Below are 18,441 nucleotides of genomic sequence, written 5' to 3' on the forward strand. Positions count from 1 at the left end.
GCCGAGCCGCCGGTGTGTGTGACGCGGCTCAGTTGGTGCCGACTCGTGCCAGCAGGTCCACGATCCGGGTCTGGACCTCGGTGCTCGTCGAGCGTTCCGCGAGGAAGAGGACCGTCTCGCCCGAGGCCAGGCGCGGGAGTTCGGACTGGTCGACGGCGGCGGTGTAGACGACGAGCGGGGTGCGGTTCAACTGGCCGTTCGCCCGCAGCCAGTCGATGATCCCGGCCTGGCGGCGGTGCACCTGGAGCAGGTCCATCACCACGAGGTTGGGCCGCATCTGCGCGGCCAGGGTGACCGCGTCCGCGTCCGACGCCGCCCGCGCGACCTGCATGCCACGCCGTTCCAGCGTCGCGGTCAGGGCGAGCGAGATCTCCGCGTGCTCCTCGATGAGCAGGACACGCGGCGGGTGCTGCTCGGAGTCGCGCGGGGCGAGTGCCTTCAACAGGATCGCCGGGTCGGCCCCGTACGCCGCCTCGCGCGTCGCCTGACCGAGTCCCGCCGTGACGAGGACGGGCACCTCGGCGGCCACGGCGGCCTGGCGCAGCGACTGCAGTGCCGTGCGGGTGATGGGGCCGGTCAGCGGGTCGACGAAGAGGGCGGCCGGGTACGCGGCGATCTGGGCGTCCACGTCCTCGCGGGAGTTCACGATGACGGGCCGGTAGCCGCGCTCGCTCAACGCCTGGTGGGTCGTCACGTCCGGCGCGGGCCACACCAGCAGCCGGCGCGGGTTGTCGAGCGGCTCCGGCGGCAACTCGTCGTCCATCGGCTGCGGATGCGGCCGATCGGGGACCTCCACCGCGCCGCCGGGCCCGTCGAGCGGCTCGGGACCTTCGTCCGCGTTCTCGTCGGGCGCCCCTATGGCGTACGACCGCCCGGCACCCTCCGTACGGCCCGTGAGCCGGGACTGCCCGGCGAGCGACGGCTGCGGCGGCAGCGGGACCTGGCCCGCGAGCGAGGGCTGCGCGGGCAGCGGGACCTGCCCGGTCATCGAGGGCTGCGACACCTGCGCGGCCGCCCGCTGGGGCTGGGCGGGCGGTGGGGTCTGGCCGGCACCGAGGCGAAGGCCCGTGCCGTTGGTCGGCGTGGACTGCGGGTGGGGGCGGGCGGCCGTCTCGGGACGGTCACCGGTCGGCTGCGGCGGTGTCCCCAGCTTGCGGCGCCTGCCGGAGCCACCGGGCTGGTTCGGGGCCGGCGTGGACCCGGCCTGGGGCTGCGCCTGTGCCTGTGCCTGGGCTTGGGCCTGTGCCTGGACTTGGGCCTGAGGGCCGCCCTGGCGGGAGAAGGGGACCCCCTGGCCGAGCGTCCGCACGCTGATCGACCGGCCCTGGGTGGAGTTGGGGTCGACGGGTGCGGGTGCGGGTGCGGGGGCGGAGGGCGTCGGCGTGGCCTGAGCTTGGGCCGGGGCCGGGGCCGGGGCCGGGGCTGCGGCTTCGGCCGGCAACGGCTGTGCGGCGCGCGGCTGCTGCTGGACCGCGACCTCCGGCGGCAGCGGGGTGCCCGAGGACGGGGTGGACTGCGGAGGCAGCGCCGTCCGAGGAGCGGCTACGGGGATACCGGCGCCGGAGGTCGCATGGCGGGGGTCGGGCCACGACTGGGGCTGCTGCGGCTGGGCCGCTCCGGGGGCGGCGACCTGTGCGGGAGCGGGCTGCTGGACGCCGGGCATCCCTGTCGCGGGCACCCCGGCCGCGGGCACGGGCTGCGCGACGCCCTGCACCGGCTGCGCGCCCTGCGCCCCCGGGACGACCTGGAGCCCCGGTACACCCTGCGCCCCCGGTACGACGACCGAGTGCCCGAGGGCTCCGGCCTGTGCGGTCACCTGCTGTCGGCCACCGGGTGCGCCCTGCGGCGGTACGACTCCTTGGACGGCACCGGGCTGTCCGACGACGGGCTGCCCCGGGGCGTTCGGGGCGGCAGCGACCGCGCCCTGCGCCGCGACAGCCTCAAGAGGCTGTCCGGGGACCGGCTGTCCGGCGACCGCCTGTCCCGGAAGGGCTTGTCCGGGAAGGGCCTGACCGGTGACCGCCTGAGCGGGCGCGCCCCCCGGAACCCCTTGCGGAGCGGCGGACTGCGCGGCCGCGAGCCCCGCCGGGACGGGCTGACCGGGAGTCGGCCCGACGGCCTGGGCGGGCACCGGCTGGGGTCCGCCGGGGACACCCTGCGCGGGCACGGCCTGCGGGCCGCCCGGGATCCCCTGGGCGGCAACGGGCTGCGCGAGGGCCATCGGAGCGCCCTGCGCCGGGACCGGCTGGCCGGGTCCTCCCTGCGGGGGGACGCCCTGAGCGCCGGCGCCCTGGGCCGGCGCCTGCTGCCCGGGCGCCATCGCGCCCGCGCTCTCGCCCTGCTGAGGGGCGGACTGCCGTACCGCACGGCGCCGGCCCGTCGGCGTGGGCACCGGGTGCGGCTGAGGCGGGGTGTGGTCGTCGCCCGGGTCGTGGAGCGCGGCGTCATGGCGACCGTCGTCGGCGGCGCCGGCGGGGGCACCCGACACCGGCCCTGCGGCGGCCACTTGGCCACCGCCGGGTACCTGCCCGGCTGCGGCGGCCTGACCGGCACCGGCCGGCTGCCCCGCGTCGGCCCCCTGCCCCGAGCCCGGCCCGGCGACGCCACCCGGCGCCCCCGGACCGTTCTGGGGAAGCTGCTGTCCCACTCCGGTGAACTGCTGCCCGACACCGGCGACGGGCGTCGGCCCTCCGGCGGGCACGACTCCCCCGGGCGGCACGGGCCCACCGACGGGCACCTGCCCTCCCACGGGGGCCTGCCCCACGCCGGGCGCCTGCCCGGCCACAGGAACTTGCCCTCCTCCGGGCACCGGCCCGCCGACCCCGGGAACCCCGGCCGCCGCGGCGGCGACACCCTGGGCGCCCTCACCGTCGTACCCCTCCCCGGCCTGCGCGGGCCCGGCGGTGCCGGTCGTCCCGGCGGGCAGGGGCATCGGCATGGGTGTGCCGGGGGCGCCCGGCGCCGCCGGCAGCGGGACCGGGCCGAGGCCGGTGGCCTCCGCGTACTCGGGGCCCCGGTCGGCCTCGGCCGGGGGCAGGGCGAAGACGGCCCGCGCACCCGGCTCGGGCGCGGTGGCGGGCTCCTCGCCGCCTCCGAGGGCGCGACGACGGCGGCCGGTGGGCTGCTGGGCGCCGCCCGCCTCGCCGGGGGCGTCGGCGTCGGCGTTCGCTTCGGCAGCCGGGGCCGGCCCCGCGGGCAGGGCGGGCGGCAACGCGTTCTGTGCGGCCGGCTCCCGGCGCGCGCGCCGTCCGCCGGGCGCGGGCACACCCTGCGGCGGCACGGTCCCGCCCAGCCCGGTGGCGGCGGCAGCGGCACCCGCCGCGTGCTCGGCCGCCGTGACGACGGCACCCTCGGCGGCCACGGCCTCACCGGCCTCTTCGGCAGCGGCGGCACGCCCACGCCGCCGCCCGGTGCCCCCGGAACCGTCGGCCTCGGCGCCCTCAACGGAACCGACGACGGCGACGGACGCACCCGGCGTACCGGCCGCGTCCTCCGCCCGGCGCCTTCGCCGCCCGGTCGGGGCGACGGGGGCCTCGGCCTCCCGGCCCTCCGGAGCGTCCTCGCTCTCCAGGAACGCGTCCACCGACGAACGTCGCGCCCGACGCCGCCCCCCACCGACGGGGGCCTGCTCGGGCAGGGCGACCTCGGCGCCGGTGGCCACGGCCCCGGGATCGGCCTCGACGCCCATCGCCACGGGCAGCTGTGGGGCGGGCACGGCACCGGCACCACCGCCGAGCGGTACCTCCAGCACATACGCGCTGCCGCTCATCCCGGGCACCTCGACCGTCTGGAGCACACCGCCGTGCGCCCGCACGATCCCCTGGACGATCGGCTGGTGCACCGGGTCTCCCCCGGCGTACGGCCCGCGCACCTCGATACGCACGACCTCACCGCGCTGCGCGGCCGCCACGACGACGGTGTTGTCCATGTAGCCGCCGGTGGACATGGGCGCGTTGCCCGTCGCGTCGACACCGGCGACATCGGCGACGAGATGCGCGAGGGCGGTCGCGAGCCGCGTCTGGTCCACCTCGGCCTCGATGGGCGGCGCGTGCACGGCGAACTGCACCCGCCCGGGCCCGACCAGCTCTACGGCCCCGTCGACACCGGCCGCGACGACCGCGTCGAGCATCACGGCCGTCCGTACGAGTTCGTCCTCGCCCGCGTCGATCCGCTGGTAGCCGAGCACGTTGTCGATGAGCGTCGTGATCCGCGAGTACCCGGCGGTCAGGTGGTGCAGCACCTGGTTCGCCTCGGGCCACAGCTGCCCGGCGTCGTCGGCGGCGAGGGTGCCCAGCTCACTGCGGAGCTGGTCGAGCGGGCCGCGCAGGGACGTGCCCAGCACGGCGAGCAGTTGCTCGTGCCGCGCGGCCAGCGCCTCGTAGCGGTCCTTCTCGCGCTCCCCGAGCGCCGCGTACCGCTCGTCCCCGGCGGCGAGTTCCTCGGCGTGCTGCTCGCTGAGCTCGGCCAGCTCGGCGGCGTGCTCCTCGCGCACCCCCGCGAGTTCCTCGGCGTGCTCCTTGGCGAGCCGCTCCAGCTCCTCGGCGTGGGTCTCGGCCTCGGCGTCCTTCTCCTCGGCGAGCTTGTCGTACGGCCGCCGGTCGGTGAACGTCATCACGGCGCCGACGAGCTGATCCCCGTCGCGCACCGGCGCGGTCGTCAGGTCGACCGACACCTTCTCGCCGTTCTTCGACCACAGCACCTGCCCGCGCACCCGGTGCTTGCGCCCGGACTTCAGGGTGTCCGCGAGCGGGGACTCGGTGTACGGGAAGGGGGCGCCGTCCTCGCGGGAGTGCAGCACGAGCGTGTGCAGCTCACGTCCGCCGAGGTCACTGGCCCGGTACCCCAGTATCTGAGCGGCGGCCGGATTGACGAGGACGATCCGCCCGTCGGTGTCGGTCCCGACGACACCCTCGGAGGCGGCCCGCAGGATCATCTCGGTCTGCCGTTGCGAACGCGCGAGTTCGGCCTCGGTGTCGACGGTGCCCGAAAGATCCCGTACGACCAGCATGAGCAGCTCGTCGTTGGTGTAGCCGTAACCGTCGTACGCCTGCTGGCCGTTCTCCAGATTCGCGCTTGTGACCTCGACCGGGAACTCGCTCCCGTCGGTCCGGCGGGCGGTCATCCGGGTCGGCTTGGTCCGCCCCGTCGGGTCCATGGTGTCGGGCCGCCGCATGGAGCCCGGGATGAGCCGGGAGTCGAACTCGGGAAGGAGGTCCAGCAGCCCGCGTCCGACCAGGGCGGTGCCGGGTGCCTCGAAGGCCTCCAGGGCGATCGTGTTGGCGTTGACGACGGTCCCATTGGCGTTGACCAGCACCAACGCATCGGGCAGCGCGTCCAGTATGGCTGCGAGGCGAGCAGCGCCTCGGGATGGCCTGCTGCTCACGAGACGCTTCCTCCCTGTTACCGCACCTTGCCGACCGCTGGGCCCATGGCCATCTTGCCAACCGGCCCGCAACGTGTCACGCGAGGGAGTCTACGGGCAGAGGTTGCGCTCGCGACGCCGGATGAGAGGGAGGTCGCACACCGAACATACGGAGATGCGGTGACCGCGCGGACGGGGATGCCGTGACCGTGTGTTTTGCCGGAGGACCTTGACGGAGGCACATATGTACGGGCTGTGCGCGGGGCAAGGAGGGGAGCGTCCGCGCCGCTCGGCGGGTGGCCGGTTTCGCCCCCTCCTCTTTACGCGCGGAGCTCCGGCAGCAGGGGGATCATGGCGTCCCAGCGGGCGATCTCGCAGCCGTCGCCGCGGTCGAAGCGGGCGTCGACACGGCGCCCGGCCCAGGTGCCGGTCACATGGGCGGTGGCCGGGCCGCCGTACTGCATCGTGCACACGGTGCCGGACCGGACCGGGGCGAAGGGATCCGTCCCCCAGGTCGTCCGGCGATCGAGCCGCCCGCACGCCTCCCGTACGTCCGGGTGGTCGCCCCCTTCGGGATGGCACCGCAGCTCGAACGTCCCGTCCGCGCCGCCGCCGGCCTCGCGCACGGTGACGGTCAGCCGGTCCCCGGGGTCGGCGGCGAGGGTGGGCAGGGGCAGCGACGGGCGCGTGACCGGCTCGGCGGCGTACGCCTCCGGCGCCACCGGCGCGAGTGGGCCGGCGGCGACCGCGGCGAACGAGGCGACGGCACCGAGGAACAGCCGGCCCGGGGCGGGGGTGGGGCGGGTGGGGGGAAGGCTCTGCGACATGACCTGACTAACGCCACGCCCGCCCCGCGGTTGCGGCGCCGCGTCGCGCCGAGCGCGCCGTGATCCGCGACACGTCGCACCACGCCTGACGTGCCCCACGGCTTTGCCCTGCGGCCTCTCCGCCTAGTACCGTGGGAGGCGATTGGTGACAGCCCACCCGGCTGTGTCATCATCTGCACGCACCACTCGCGCTCGCGCGGGAGGTTGTGCTGGAGGCGTCGCCTAGTCCGGTCTATGGCGCCGCACTGCTAATGCGGTTTGGGACTTCAATCCCATCGAGGGTTCAAATCCCTCCGCCTCCGCGCTTGATCACCGAAGCCCCGGTCCACAGGACCGGGGCTTCGTCGTTCCCAGCCTCGCTCCGAGACCACCCATACGAGCTGTTTTCCCAGCTCACAAGGGGTGCGGTAAACGGATTTCACATGGCGACGGCAGTCATGTAATGTTCTTCCTGTCGCCGCGAACGGGCCGAAAGGACCGGGACCGACGGAAAACAGAACAAGCACTCGTAGCTTAACGGATAGAGCATCTGACTACGGATCAGAAGGTTGCAGGTTCGAATCCTGCCGAGTGCACATAGATCGAAGCCCCCTCCGGATCATCCCGGAGGGGGCTTTGTCGTGCGTGCGGCGGCTGCGGGGCGTGTGTGAGGCGACTTCCGTGACTGTGGCGACGAAGATCAAGACGATCGAGCCAGTCTCGGGTCTTGCACCGTGGCGCATACTGGTCGCAATGACAAAGCCAGGTGCACCGAAGCGCTATCTGCCCACCAGTCCCTTCAAGGCCCCGGTCGCCCCGCCTCCCAAGCACTTCGCGGTGGGCGACCAGGTCACGCATGACATGTACGGCCTCGGCCGGGTGATCGGCATCGAGGACGGAATCGCGGCGCTCGTCGATTTCGGTTCGGCGCGACAGCGGATCCTCAGCCCGTACAGCAAGATGAGCAAGCTCTAGGACCCACCGCGCGGCGCACGGCCGGGACGAGGGGGCTTCGGCTCCCGCATGCCCGGCCCGTCACGCCGTTCGAGTCCTCGCGTTCCCAGGTCCGCACTCCGGGCCGCGGGTGGACGCGCTGTCAGTGGTGCCCTCTGACGTCGTGGAGGATGGCACGCGTGTGGAGATGTACGGGGCTGCGCTGGGGCGAGGGCGCGGTGCCGTCGTTGGAGTGGGCGGGCGGCCGGGGGAGTCCGCTGCCGCGGGGGAAGACGGTGGCCTTCCGGGTCGTGAGTGACCGGCGGACATGCGTCGGCGCTCGCGGGAACCCGTGTCCGGTGCGGGCGGAGGTGCCCGGGCGGAGTACCGGGGCCCGGTGCGAGGAGTGTGCGCGGCTCGACCGGGCGCATTCCGTTGCCGCCGACACGATCGCCGACGACCCGCGGCCGTATCACGTGTACCTCGCGTGGTTCGGGCCCGGCATGGTGAAGGTCGGGATCACCGCTGTCGAGCGGGGGCCGGCGCGGCTGTTGGAGCAGGGGGCCGTCTGCTTCGGATGGCTCGGGCGAGGGCCGCTGATGGCCGCACGGCGGTCGGAGGAGATGCTGCGGGCCGCGCTCGGGGTGCCCGATCGGATCCCGTACGCCGAGAAGCGAGCCGTGCGGGCCGGTCTGCCCGCGGTCGAAGAGCGTGTGTGGGAGCTGGCGGAGCTGCATGCGCGGGCCCAGGGGCTCGCGGGGTGGCCCGAATCGTTGGAGCGTCTTCCCTTCCAAGCCGTCGACCACTTCCGGGTGTTCGAGCTGGACGGGCTGCCGGCCGCCGACGGTGCGGTGACTCAGCTGGTCGCGGGCGGGGCCGTGGGCGGGGAGATCCTCGCCGTCGCCGGACCCGATCTGCATCTGGCCACCGGGCGGGGCGTCGTCGTCCTCGACACACGGCTCATGACCGGGTGGGAGCTGACCGCACCCGTCGGCGAGGAGCCCCGCGACGTCCTCACCCTGCCCGTACGGGAGTTGAGGAGCCGGGGGGATGCGAGCGTGCAGGACGGGTTGTTCTGAGCTGAGGGCCGGAGGGGCACGTCAGGAGCGCAGGGCGTGGGGCGGGGCGGGCGCTCGTTCTCCGGGGAGTCGGGGAACTGGGGAGAACGGGGAGTCGGGGAGCTGCGGGCGCATCATGACGGCGCTTGCATAAAAGTGGGGTCAGGGCAGGTGGGCGCATGGTCCGTTCCTGTGGTCGCGGGGCTGTGGGCTCTCCGTGAGGCCCCCTGGGGAACGCCGTGGAAACGGTAAGGAACGTGCTGGTCGGCGGGGGTGGTGTCCGAGAAGTCGGGGATCTTCCCAGGGGTTCCCTGAGAGGCGCCTGTGTGTTTCTCAGAAAAATCACAGGTTCCGGAAAGGGTGTTCTCAGGGGACGCCGACAAGGTGTCCAGCATGACCACGACCTCGCCCCACGGGCGCACCGAACTGCTGAGGCCGGACGGGAGCCCCGTCCGAGTGCTTGTGGTGGACGACGAGCTGTCGATCACCGAACTGCTGTCCATGGCCCTGCGCTACGAGGGATGGCAGATCCGGAGCGCGGGGGACGGCGCGGGTGCCCTCCAGACCGCCCGCGACTTCCGGCCCGACGCCGTCGTCCTCGACATGATGCTGCCCGACATGGACGGCCTGGCCGTCCTCGGCCGGCTGCGGCGCGATCTGCCGGACGTGCCGGTGCTCTTCCTGACCGCCAAGGACGCGGTCGAGGACCGGATCGCCGGGCTCACCGCCGGTGGCGACGACTACGTCACCAAGCCGTTCAGCCTCGAAGAGGTCGTCGCCCGGCTGCGCGGGCTCATCCGCCGCTCCGGCGCCGCCGACCGCCGTTCCGACTCCGTCCTCGTCGTCGGTGACCTCATGCTCGACGAGGACAGCCACGAGGTGTCGCGCGGCGGGGCGAACATCCACCTCACCGCCACCGAGTTCGAACTGCTGCGCTTCCTCATGCGGAACCCGCGGCGCGTGCTCAGCAAGGCGCAGATCCTCGACCGTGTGTGGTCGTACGACTTCGGCGGCCAGGCCAATGTGGTCGAGCTCTACATCTCGTACCTGCGGCGCAAGATCGACGCCGGGCGGGAGCCGATGATCCACACCCGGCGCGGGGCCGGCTATCTGATCAAGCCCGCCTCCTCATGAGCGGGCGACGGCGGACGCGTACGCAGCGGAGGCCGAGGCCGAGGCCGACGGAGCGGCTGAGGCGAGGACAGCCGCGCACGCTGCGTACGCGGCTCGTCGTCTCCGCGGTGGCGTTGATCGCGGTGGTGTGCGCGGTCATCGGGACGGTGACCACGGTCGCGTTGCGAGAGCACCTCAACACGCAGTTGAACACCCAGGTGGAAGAGGTCGCCAAGCGTGCCGCCGGTCCGCCGGGCGGGAAGTTCCCCGGGGGCCGCGGTGGTGACGACCTCCCGCCGGACAGCCCCTTCGGGTTCGTCACCAAGGGCGGCACGGAGGAGTACACCGTCGTCGCCCAGGTGGGGACGGACGGCGGGGTCACCGACGCCGTGGTCGCCAAGGAGAAGACGTCCGACAGCGACGTCTTCCAGGGCATGACCACCGTCGCTCTCGACGCCGAGCAGGAGGCCGCCCTCGGCTCGGTGTCGAAGACCGGTATCTCCACCGTGGACATCCCCGACCTCGGCGAATACCGGGTGACCTATGTCGAGGGCAGCAAGGGCAACTTCTACGTCGCCCTGCCCACCGAGACCGTCACCAACACCCTCAGCACCCTCATCGCCGTAGAGCTGAGCGTCACCGGCGCCGGGCTCGTGGCCGCCGGTATCGCCGGGTCCGTGCTCGTCGGGGTCGCCCTGCGGCCCCTGCGGAAGGTGGCCGCCACCGCGACCCGGGTCTCCGAACTGCCCCTGCACACCGGTGAAGTCACCCTCAACGAACGTGTCCCGGCCTCCGAGACCGATCCGCACACCGAGGTCGGACAGGTCGGCGCCGCGCTCAACCGCATGCTCGACCACATCCACGGCGCCCTGCACTCGCGGCAGGAGAGCGAGACGCGCGTACGGCAGTTCGTGGCCGACGCCAGTCATGAGCTGAGGACGCCGCTCGCGTCGATCCGCGGCTACGCCGAGCTGACCCGGCGCGGCCGTGAGGAGATCGGGCCGGACACCCGGCACGCGCTCGGCCGGATCGAGTCCGAGTCCGGGCGGATGACCATGCTCGTCGAGGACCTGCTGCTGCTCGCGCGGCTCGACGCCGGCCGGCCGCTGCAGTTCGAACAGACCGACCTCATCCCCCTCGTCGTGGACACCGTCAGCGACGCGCGGGTCGCCGGGCGGAGCCACAGCTGGCGGCTCGACCTGCCGGACATGCCCGCCCTCGTGTCGGCGGACGCGGCCCGGCTGCAACAGGTGCTCGTCAACCTGCTCGCCAACGCGCGGACGCACACGCCGCCCGGCACCACCGTCACCGCACGCGTGCAGCGGCGTGGACCGTGGATGTGCGTCGACGTCGAGGACGACGGGCAGGGCATCCCCGAGGAGTTGCTGCCGCACGTGTTCGAGCGGTTCGCGCGAGGGGACTCGTCGCGGTCCAGGGCCTCCGGCTCGACCGGACTCGGGCTCGCCATCGTGCAGGCCGTCGCCGACGCGCACGGCGGTGCCGTGACCGTCGACAGCGTGCCCGGCAGGACCGTGTTCACCGTGCATCTGCCGGCCCTCGGCCGGGACGTGCCGCTGCTCGACGACGCCTCGAACTGGGAGCTCGACGACGCCCGGTACGACGGCGAGCACAGCGGCGAGCACGATGGTGCGTTCGATGACGCGTTCGGCGGGAACGACCTGGTCACCGGCGCGACACCCGGCAGTCGGACTCACAGGCGCACCACAGTGTGAGCACACGGGCATGACAGAGCGGCTCGCGAATGTGGTCGTCATGCGAACCGACTCTTCTCCCGGCACTCTGCCGGCGCGGGAGCACCTCCCGGCCGGAAACGCCGGTACGCCTGTCCTGGACGTAGTGATCCCCGTCTACAACGAGGAGAAGGACCTCCAGCCGTGCGTGCTCAGACTGCGTGAGCACCTCGCGCGCACGTTCCCGTACGCGTTCCGCATCACGATCGCGGACAACGCGTCGACGGACACCACCCCGCAGGTGGCCGCACGGCTGGCGGCGGAACTGCCGGAGGTGGCGTCCTTCCGGCTGGAGCAGAAGGGCCGCGGGCGGGCGCTGCGGACCGTGTGGTCCGCGTCCGACGCGCCGGTCCTCGCCTACATGGACGTGGATCTGTCGACGGACCTCAACGCCCTGCTCCCGCTCGTCGCCCCGCTGATCTCCGGTCACTCGGACCTCGCGATCGGCTCCCGGCTCGCCCGCTCCTCGCGGGTGGTGCGCGGCACCAAGCGGGAGTTCATCAGCCGCGCGTACAACCTGATCCTGCGCGGCTCGCTGCAGGCCCGGTTCTCGGACGCGCAGTGCGGGTTCAAGGCGATACGCCGGGACGTCGCCCAGGTGCTGCTGCCGCTGGTCGAGGACACCGGATGGTTCTTCGACACGGAGATGCTGGTGCTCGCCGAGCGGGCCGGGCTGAGGATCCACGAGGTGCCGGTGGACTGGGTCGACGACCCGGACTCGACCGTCCACATCGTGAGGACGGCCACCGACGACCTCAGGGGTGTCTGGCGGGTGGGCAAGGCGCTGGCCACCGGGTCCCTCGCGCTCGACCGGCTCGCACGGCCGTTCGGCGACGATCCCCGGGACCGTGAGATCCAGGACGTGCCGCGCGGCCTCGCCCGCCAGCTCCTCGGCTTCTGTGTGGTGGGCGGCCTCTCCACCCTGTTCTACCTGCTCCTCTACAGCGGCTTCCGGGCCTTCTCGGGGGCGCAGCTCGCCAACGCGCTCGCCCTGCTGGTCTCGGCGGTCGCCAACACGGCCGCCAACCGGCGGCTGACCTTCGGCGTCCGTGGCCGAAGCGGTGTCGTCAAGCACCAGGCGCAGGGCCTGGTGGTGTTCGGCATCGGACTGGCCCTCACCAGCGGCTCGCTCGCCGCCCTGGACGCGGCGACCTCCGACGCCGCGCACTCCACGGAACTGGCGGTCCTCGTCGCGGCCAACCTCGCGGCGACGGTGCTGCGGTTCCTGCTCTTCCGGGCCTGGGTGTTCCCGGACCGGCGCGACGGTTCCTTCGCCGACGGCCCATTCACCGACGGTTCCTCCACCGAGGGCTCGACCGCCGCTGCCGCACACCACTCCACCCCGCACCACTCCACCCCGCACCACTCCACCCCGCACCACCCCACCCCGCATCGCACCTCCTCGCCGGTCCACGCGACCGCCGCGACGGTACGTCCGGGACAGCCGGGGCCGTACGGCCACCAGGACCGGTTCCAGCCGACGTACACCACGACCCCGTTCCGCGCCGGTGAAGCCGCGGACCGCACCTGGGGGGAGCCGACCATGCGGATGCGGCCGGTGCGCCCGCACGATCAGGATTCGAGGAACGCACGATGACCACGCACTTCGAGACGAACGTCGAGACGACGAGCCGACCGGGGAGTCCCGGCCCCGAGGGGGACCCGCCGTCCACCCCGACCGCCGTACAGGAACCGGCCGTTCCGGGGGCACCCGCCGAGCCCCCGGCGCCCGGCGCGGGCGAGCCCAGGCCGCCCTTCGCGCGGCGCCTGTGGAGAGGCAGGCCCGAGGACAACCGCTGGGTCCGCCCCGGCCTCCTCCTCGCCCTCCTCGTCATCGGCGCCCTCTACACCTGGAACCTCACGGCCTCCGGCTACGCCAACTCCTTCTACTCGGCGGCCGTACAGGCGGGCAGCCAGTCCTGGAAGGCCTTCTTCTTCGGCTCGCTGGACTCCGGCAACGCCATCACCGTCGACAAGCCACCGGCCTCGCTCTGGCCGATGGCACTGTCGGTGCGGGTCCTCGGCCTCAACTCCTTCGCGATCCTGTTCCCGCAGGTCCTGATGGCCGTCGCCACCGCCGGGGTGCTGTGGGCGGCCGTACGCCGTCGCTTCGACGCCACGGCCGGCTTCCTCACCATGGCGGTGTTCGCGCTCACGCCCGTGGCCGCGCTGATGTTCCGCTTCAACAACCCGGACGCGGCCCTCGCGCTGCTGATGGCCGCCGCGGTCTACTGCACCCTCCGCGCCATGGAGAAGGCGCAGACGAAGTGGCTGGTCTGGGCAGGTGTCGCCATCGGCCTCGCCTTCCTGGTCAAGACGCTCCAGGCGTTCCTGATCCTGCCGGTCCTCGCCCTCGTGTACGTCGTCTTCGCACCGGCCTCGGTGAAGAAGCGGGTCGGGCAGGTACTGCTCGCCGGGCTGGCGATGATCGTCTCCGGCGGCTGGTGGGTCGCGATCGTGGAGCTGTGGCCCGCGTCGTCCCGTCCGTACATCGGCGGCTCGCAGAACAACTCCTTCCTGGAGCTGACCTTCGGCTACAACGGCCTCGGCCGTCTGAACGGCGAGGAGACCGGCAGCGTCGGCGGTGGCGGAGGAGGCGGCGGTGGCGGCAACTGGGGCGAGACCGGCTGGGACCGGATGTTCAGCTCCTCCATCGGCGGCCAGATCTCCTGGCTGATCCCGGCCGCGCTGATCCTGCTGGGCGCCGCGCTCTGGGCCACGCGGAAGCTGAAGCGCATGGACACCACCCGCGCGGCCTTCCTCCTCTGGGGCGGCTCGCTGTTGATCACCATGGTGGTCTTCAGCTTCATGCAGGGCATCTTCCACGAGTACTACACCGTGGCCCTCGCCCCGTACATCGCGCCGCTGATCGGCATGGGCGCGGCGCTGCTCTGGGAGCAGCGGGGCAAGTACTGGGCGTCGATCACGCTGGCCGCCGCGATGACCGCCACGGCCGTCTGGGGATACGTCCTCCTCAACCGCTCCTCCGACTACCTGCCCTGGCTGAAGTGGGTCGTGCTCGTCGGCGGTCTGGTCGCCGCGCTCGGCCTGGTCTTCGTGGCCAAGCTGGGGCGGCGACTGGCCCTGGCGGTCGTCGGCCTGAGCCTCGTCACGGCGGTGGCGGGCCCGACGGCGTACACCCTCACCACGCTCAACGCGGGGCACACCGGTTCGATCGTGACGGCCGGCCCGTCGACCCGCGGTGGCATGGGCGGCGGCCCCGGCGGCCGCGGCGGTATGGGTGGCGGCCCCGGTGGCGCCATGCCGGGCCAGAACAACCAGCGGAACAACCAGCAGGGCAACGGTCAGAACCAGCAGGGCAACGGTCAGAACCAGCAGGGCAACGGCCAGATGGGGCAGCCCCCGACCGGCGGCTTCGGCGGTGGCCAGAACCAGCCGCAGGGCCAGGGCAACGGCACGACCCAGAACGGTGACGGCGGTCGCATGGGCGGCGGCGGTGGCGGCATGGGCGGCCTGATCAGCGGCACCTCCGTCAGCGACGAGGCCAAGGAACTGCTGGAGAAGAACGCGAGTGACTACACCTGGGCGGCCGCCGCCGTCGGCGCCCAGAACGCGGCGAGCTACCAGCTCTCCACCGGCGAGCCGGTCATGGCGATCGGCGGCTTCAACGGCACCGACCCGTCCCCGACCCTCGCGGAGTTCAAGAAGTACGTGGAGGACGGCAAGATCCACTACTTCATCGCCGGCGGTTCCGGCGGCGGCAGGGGCGGCAACAGTGACGGCACCTCCTCGCAGATCAGCTCCTGGGTCCAGGAGAACTTCGAGACGGTGACGGTCGACGGCACGACCTTCTACGACCTGACGCAGGCGAAGTAGGCCAGGGCCGCGAGACGAGCGGGGCGGTGGCCCGGGGGCGGACGAACCCCCGGGCCACCGCCCCTTTCCGCGCGCCGTCGCCCCTTTCCGCGTGCCGCCGATTCCGCGCGCCGCCGACCAGGGCTGTCGCCTGCCGCCCGAGACCGCGTCGCACGGTGTTGTCGTACGTCACCGAAAACCGCGTTGTACGCCGTATAGGAACTGTTCTACGGTGTAGAACATGTCGACGTCCAACGCCCCCACCGCTCCCACCGGCCCCTCCGAGGCCGCCCAGGGGCATCCGCAGCGCTGGCTGATACTCGGTGTCATCTGTCTCGCGCAGCTCACCGTGCTGCTGGACAACACCGTGCTGAACGTGGCGATCCCGTCCCTCACCGAGGAGTTGGGCGCGGCCACCTCGGACATCCAGTGGATGATCAACGCGTACTCGCTGGTGCAGTCGGGCCTGCTGCTCACCGCCGGCAGCGCGGCCGACCGCTACGGCCGCAAGAAGATGCTGATCGCGGGCCTGGTCCTGTTCGGCATCGGCTCGCTGGTCGCCGGACTCGCCCAGTCCACCGGGCAGTTGATCGCCGCGCGGGCCGGAATGGGCGTCGGCGGCGCGCTGCTGCTGACCACGACCCTCGCCGTCGCCATGCAGATCTTCACCCCCGTGGAGCAGCCGAAGGCGATCGGCATCTGGGCGGCGGTCAACGCCCTCGGCTTCGCGGCCGGCCCCCTTCTCGGCGGCTTCATGCTCGGCCACTTCTGGTGGGGCGCCATCTTCCTGATCAACCTGCCGGTCGCCGCGCTGGGCGTGGTGGCCGTGATTGCGCTGGTCCCCGAGTCGAAGAATCCCCAGGGGGATCGGCCGGACCTGCTGGGCGCGCTGCTGTCGACCATCGGTATGACCGCCCTCGTCTACGCGATCATCTCGGGCCCCGAACACGGCTGGGCGTCGGGCCGGGTGCTCACCACGGCCGCCGTCGCCGCGGTCGTCCTCGCGGCCTTCGCGTACTGGGAGAGCCGTGTCCCGTACCCCATGCTCGACCTGCACTTCTTCCGTGATCGCCGCTTCACGGGCGCCGTCGCCGGGGCCGTGCTCATCACCTTCGGCATGGGCGGCGCGCTCTTCCTCCTCACCCAGCATCTGCAGTTCGTGCTCGGCTACGACGCGTTGGAGGCGGGACTGCGTACCGCGCCGCTCGCCCTGGTGGTCGTCGTCCTCAACTTCTCGGGGCTGTCGGCGAAGTGGACGGCGAAGCTCGGGATGCCCGTCTCGATCGCGCTGGGGATGGTGCTGATGTCGGGCGGGCTGGTCTCCATCGCGACGATGGCCTCCGGCGGTTACGCCGGGACCCTGCTCGGGCTGGTCCTGATCGGGGTGGGCTGCGCGATCGCCAACCCCGCGATGGCGCACGCCATCATGAGCGCGATCCCGCCGGCCAAGGCGGGGGTGGGCGCCGGGATCAACGGCACGCTCGCCGAGTTCGGCACCGGGCTGGGCGTGGCCGTGCTGGGGGCCGTGCTCAACGCGCGCTTCGCGGCGCTGATCCCGGTGGCGGCGGCGTCGCTGCCGGCGGCGCTGGCGGCGGCGGACACGGGTGTCGAGCGGGCCGAGGTGATGTCCGCGTTCTCCTCCGGGGTGGAGGCGAGTCTGCTGGTGGGAGCGGTGGCTGTGCTGCTCGGGGGGTTGGTGGCGGCGGGGTTGTTGCGCAGGGCGGAGAAGGGGGAGCGGGGGTTGGTGGGCGCCTCATAGCTCGGGGGGTGCGGTCCGTTCGGCGGCTGCGGGTGCGTCGTGGTTGTTCGCGCAGTTCCCCGCGCCCCTGAACGGCGCGCTGCGCGCGGCACGTTCAGCGTCGTCGGAACGCGCGCCCTCGCCGCGCATCGGGCGTCGTCGGGAATGTGCGCTCCGTGCCGTGCATCGGGCGTCGTCGGGAATGTGCGCTCCGTGCCGTGCATCGGGCGTCGTCGGAAACGCGCGCCCTCACCGCGCATCGGGCGTCGTCGGGAACCCGCGCCCTCACGGCGCATCCGGCGTCGTCGAAAGTGCGCGCCCTCGCCGCGCTTCCAGCGCTGGCGAGAGTGCGCGCCGTTCGCGGCGCCCCCGAGGGCTTCGCCCGCCTAGCATCGTCACCGGCGGAGAAAAGCGTGTCTCGGAAGGTGCGTCATGGTGAAGGGAGCCGGTCGGTCCGGAGGAGCCGCGCGGGCCAGTGTCTGGCTGGAGGAGAAGGCGCGGGCCGGACGGAGTGGACAGCCCTCGGGGCTGGACCGGGAGCGGATCACCGTGACGGCCGTGCGGCTGCTGGACGCGGAGGGGCTGGCCAAGTTCTCGATGCGGCGGCTGGCGGCCGAGCTGAACGTGACGGCGATGTCGGTCTACTGGTACGTGGACACCAAGGACGACCTGCTGGAACTCGCCCTCGACCACGCGTTCGCCGAGATGCGGCTGCCCCCGCCCGACCCGGACCCGGACGAGGACTGGCGGGAGCAACTGCGCACCCTGGCCGGGGAGTACCGGGCGGTCCTGGTCCGCCACCCCTGGGTGTCGCCCCTCGCGGGCACCTTCCTCAACATCGGCCCGCACGCGCTGGACTTCTCCCTCGCCGTGCAGCGCGTGATCGGCCGCACCGGGCTGCCCGCGCGGGGCCAGGCCGGTGCCATCGCGGCGGTCTTCCAGTTCGTGTACGGCTTCGGCACCATCGAGGGTCACTTCGTGCAGCGCTCCGCCGCGGCCGGGATGACGCAGGAGGAGTACTTCCGCAGCGCCATGAGCGCGGTGTCCGGCTCCCCCGAACCCCATGAGGTCATCCGGCACTCCGCCGACCTGATGGAGGCCCGCGGCGGCGAGACCGTCGAGGAGATGCGCGAACGCGACTTCGGCTACGCCCTGGACACCCTCGTGGCCGGCATCGAGGTCATGGCGACGAGGGGCTGAACCCACGGCCCTTGAGGCTGCTCAGACGCGGTGGTTCAGCCCGGCGCCCAGGCAAGGCGGCTCAGCCCGGCCGCCCGGACACGGGGGCTCAGACAGGGGCGCTCAGCCCTCCTGCACCAGCCGCGCCGGGAAGCCCCCGGTGGCCACCGGGCCCCACTTCACCGGCGTGATCCGGATGATCGACTTGCCCTGCTTGATCATCGCCTCGCGGTACTCGTCCCAGTTCGGGTGCTCGCCCGAGATGTTGCGGAAGTACTCCACCAGGGGCTCGACCGAGTCCGGTGAGTCGACGACCTCGGCCGTGCCGTCGATCTGGACCCAGGGGCCGTCCCAGTCGTCGCTCAGCACGACGACGCTCACCCGCTCGTCCCGCTTGGCGTTGCGGGTCTTGGCCCGCTCGGGGTACGTGGAGACGACGATCCGGCCCGAGTCGTCGACACCGCAGGTCAGCGGGGATGCCTGGGGGCTGCCGTCGGACCGCCGGGTGAGCAGGAGCGCCCGGTGCCGGGGGCGTACGAAGTCGAGCAGCTCTTCGAGGGATACCGACGTGTTGGTCGCGATGTTCCGTGCCATGGCGCCCAGCGTAGGGCCAGGGGCGCCTCATGGCTCGGGGGGTTCCGCGGTTCGGCGGCTGCGGGTGCGTCGTGGTTGTTCGCGCAGTTCC

Annotated in this window: 11 protein-coding genes and 2 tRNA genes; 10 read left to right on the forward strand and 3 right to left on the reverse strand. The window is 72.9% G+C overall.

The window, feature by feature from the left end; translation table 11 throughout:
• Positions 1-28: 28 nt before the first annotated feature.
• Together ACZ52C_RS12270 and ACZ52C_RS12275 are read right to left on the reverse strand one after the other, a co-directional pair.
• The gene (locus ACZ52C_RS12270; protein WP_469074627.1) at positions 29-5,383 is read right to left on the reverse strand and encodes a PAS domain-containing protein; all 5,355 of its coding nucleotides are present in this window, start codon (positions 5,381-5,383) and stop codon (positions 29-31) included.
• A gap of 299 nt (positions 5,384-5,682) precedes the next feature.
• Positions 5,683-6,189: an SSI family serine proteinase inhibitor gene (locus ACZ52C_RS12275; RefSeq protein WP_469074628.1), complete on the reverse strand. Its 507-nt coding sequence runs from the start codon at positions 6,187-6,189 to the stop codon at positions 5,683-5,685.
• 211 nt (positions 6,190-6,400) lie between these two features.
• Here ACZ52C_RS12275 and ACZ52C_RS12280 point away from each other — a divergent pair.
• From ACZ52C_RS12280 to ACZ52C_RS12325, 10 genes are all read left to right on the forward strand, one after another.
• Positions 6,401-6,491: transfer RNA gene (locus ACZ52C_RS12280), tRNA-Ser, on the forward strand.
• Between the two features lie 200 nt (positions 6,492-6,691).
• Positions 6,692-6,764: transfer RNA gene (locus ACZ52C_RS12285), tRNA-Arg, on the forward strand.
• Between the two features lie 157 nt (positions 6,765-6,921).
• Positions 6,922-7,143, forward strand: coding sequence for a hypothetical protein (locus ACZ52C_RS12290; protein WP_033526723.1), 222 nt, complete (start codon positions 6,922-6,924; stop codon positions 7,141-7,143).
• 149 nt (positions 7,144-7,292) lie between these two features.
• A complete protein-coding gene (locus ACZ52C_RS12295) occupies positions 7,293-8,180 on the forward strand; it encodes a DUF2797 domain-containing protein (protein ID WP_469074629.1) in 888 nt (295 codons plus the stop codon).
• 372 nt (positions 8,181-8,552) lie between these two features.
• On the forward strand, positions 8,553-9,293 hold the full coding sequence (locus ACZ52C_RS12300) for a response regulator transcription factor (RefSeq protein WP_469074630.1): 741 nt from the start codon (positions 8,553-8,555) through the stop codon (positions 9,291-9,293).
• Positions 9,290-11,005 (forward strand): sensor histidine kinase, encoded by a 1,716-nt coding sequence (locus tag ACZ52C_RS12305; RefSeq protein ID WP_469074631.1) that lies wholly within the window; start codon positions 9,290-9,292, stop codon positions 11,003-11,005. Before ACZ52C_RS12300 ends, ACZ52C_RS12305 begins: the two co-directional genes overlap by 4 nt.
• Before the next feature lie 40 nt (positions 11,006-11,045).
• Positions 11,046-12,620, forward strand: a complete 1,575-nt coding sequence (locus ACZ52C_RS12310) for a bifunctional glycosyltransferase family 2/GtrA family protein (protein ID WP_469074632.1) — start codon at positions 11,046-11,048, stop codon at positions 12,618-12,620.
• Positions 12,617-14,860 (forward strand): ArnT family glycosyltransferase, encoded by a 2,244-nt coding sequence (locus ACZ52C_RS12315; RefSeq protein ID WP_469074633.1) that lies wholly within the window; start codon positions 12,617-12,619, stop codon positions 14,858-14,860. The genes ACZ52C_RS12310 and ACZ52C_RS12315 overlap by 4 nt, the downstream gene beginning before the upstream one ends.
• Before the next feature lie 220 nt (positions 14,861-15,080).
• Entirely contained in the window at positions 15,081-16,598 is a 1,518-nt protein-coding gene (locus ACZ52C_RS12320) for an MFS transporter (RefSeq protein WP_469074634.1), read from the forward strand.
• A 411-nt stretch (positions 16,599-17,009) separates the two neighbouring features.
• Positions 17,010-17,777 (forward strand): TetR/AcrR family transcriptional regulator, encoded by a 768-nt coding sequence (locus ACZ52C_RS12325; protein WP_469074635.1) that lies wholly within the window; start codon positions 17,010-17,012, stop codon positions 17,775-17,777.
• 102 nt (positions 17,778-17,879) lie between these two features.
• On the opposite strand, the gene ACZ52C_RS12330 is transcribed toward ACZ52C_RS12325, so the two are convergent.
• Positions 17,880-18,350, reverse strand: coding sequence for a PPOX class F420-dependent oxidoreductase (locus ACZ52C_RS12330; protein WP_469074636.1), 471 nt, complete (start codon positions 18,348-18,350; stop codon positions 17,880-17,882).
• Positions 18,351-18,441: the final 91 nt, after the last annotated feature.

The organism is Streptomyces sp. NPDC034049 (assembly GCF_055575575.1).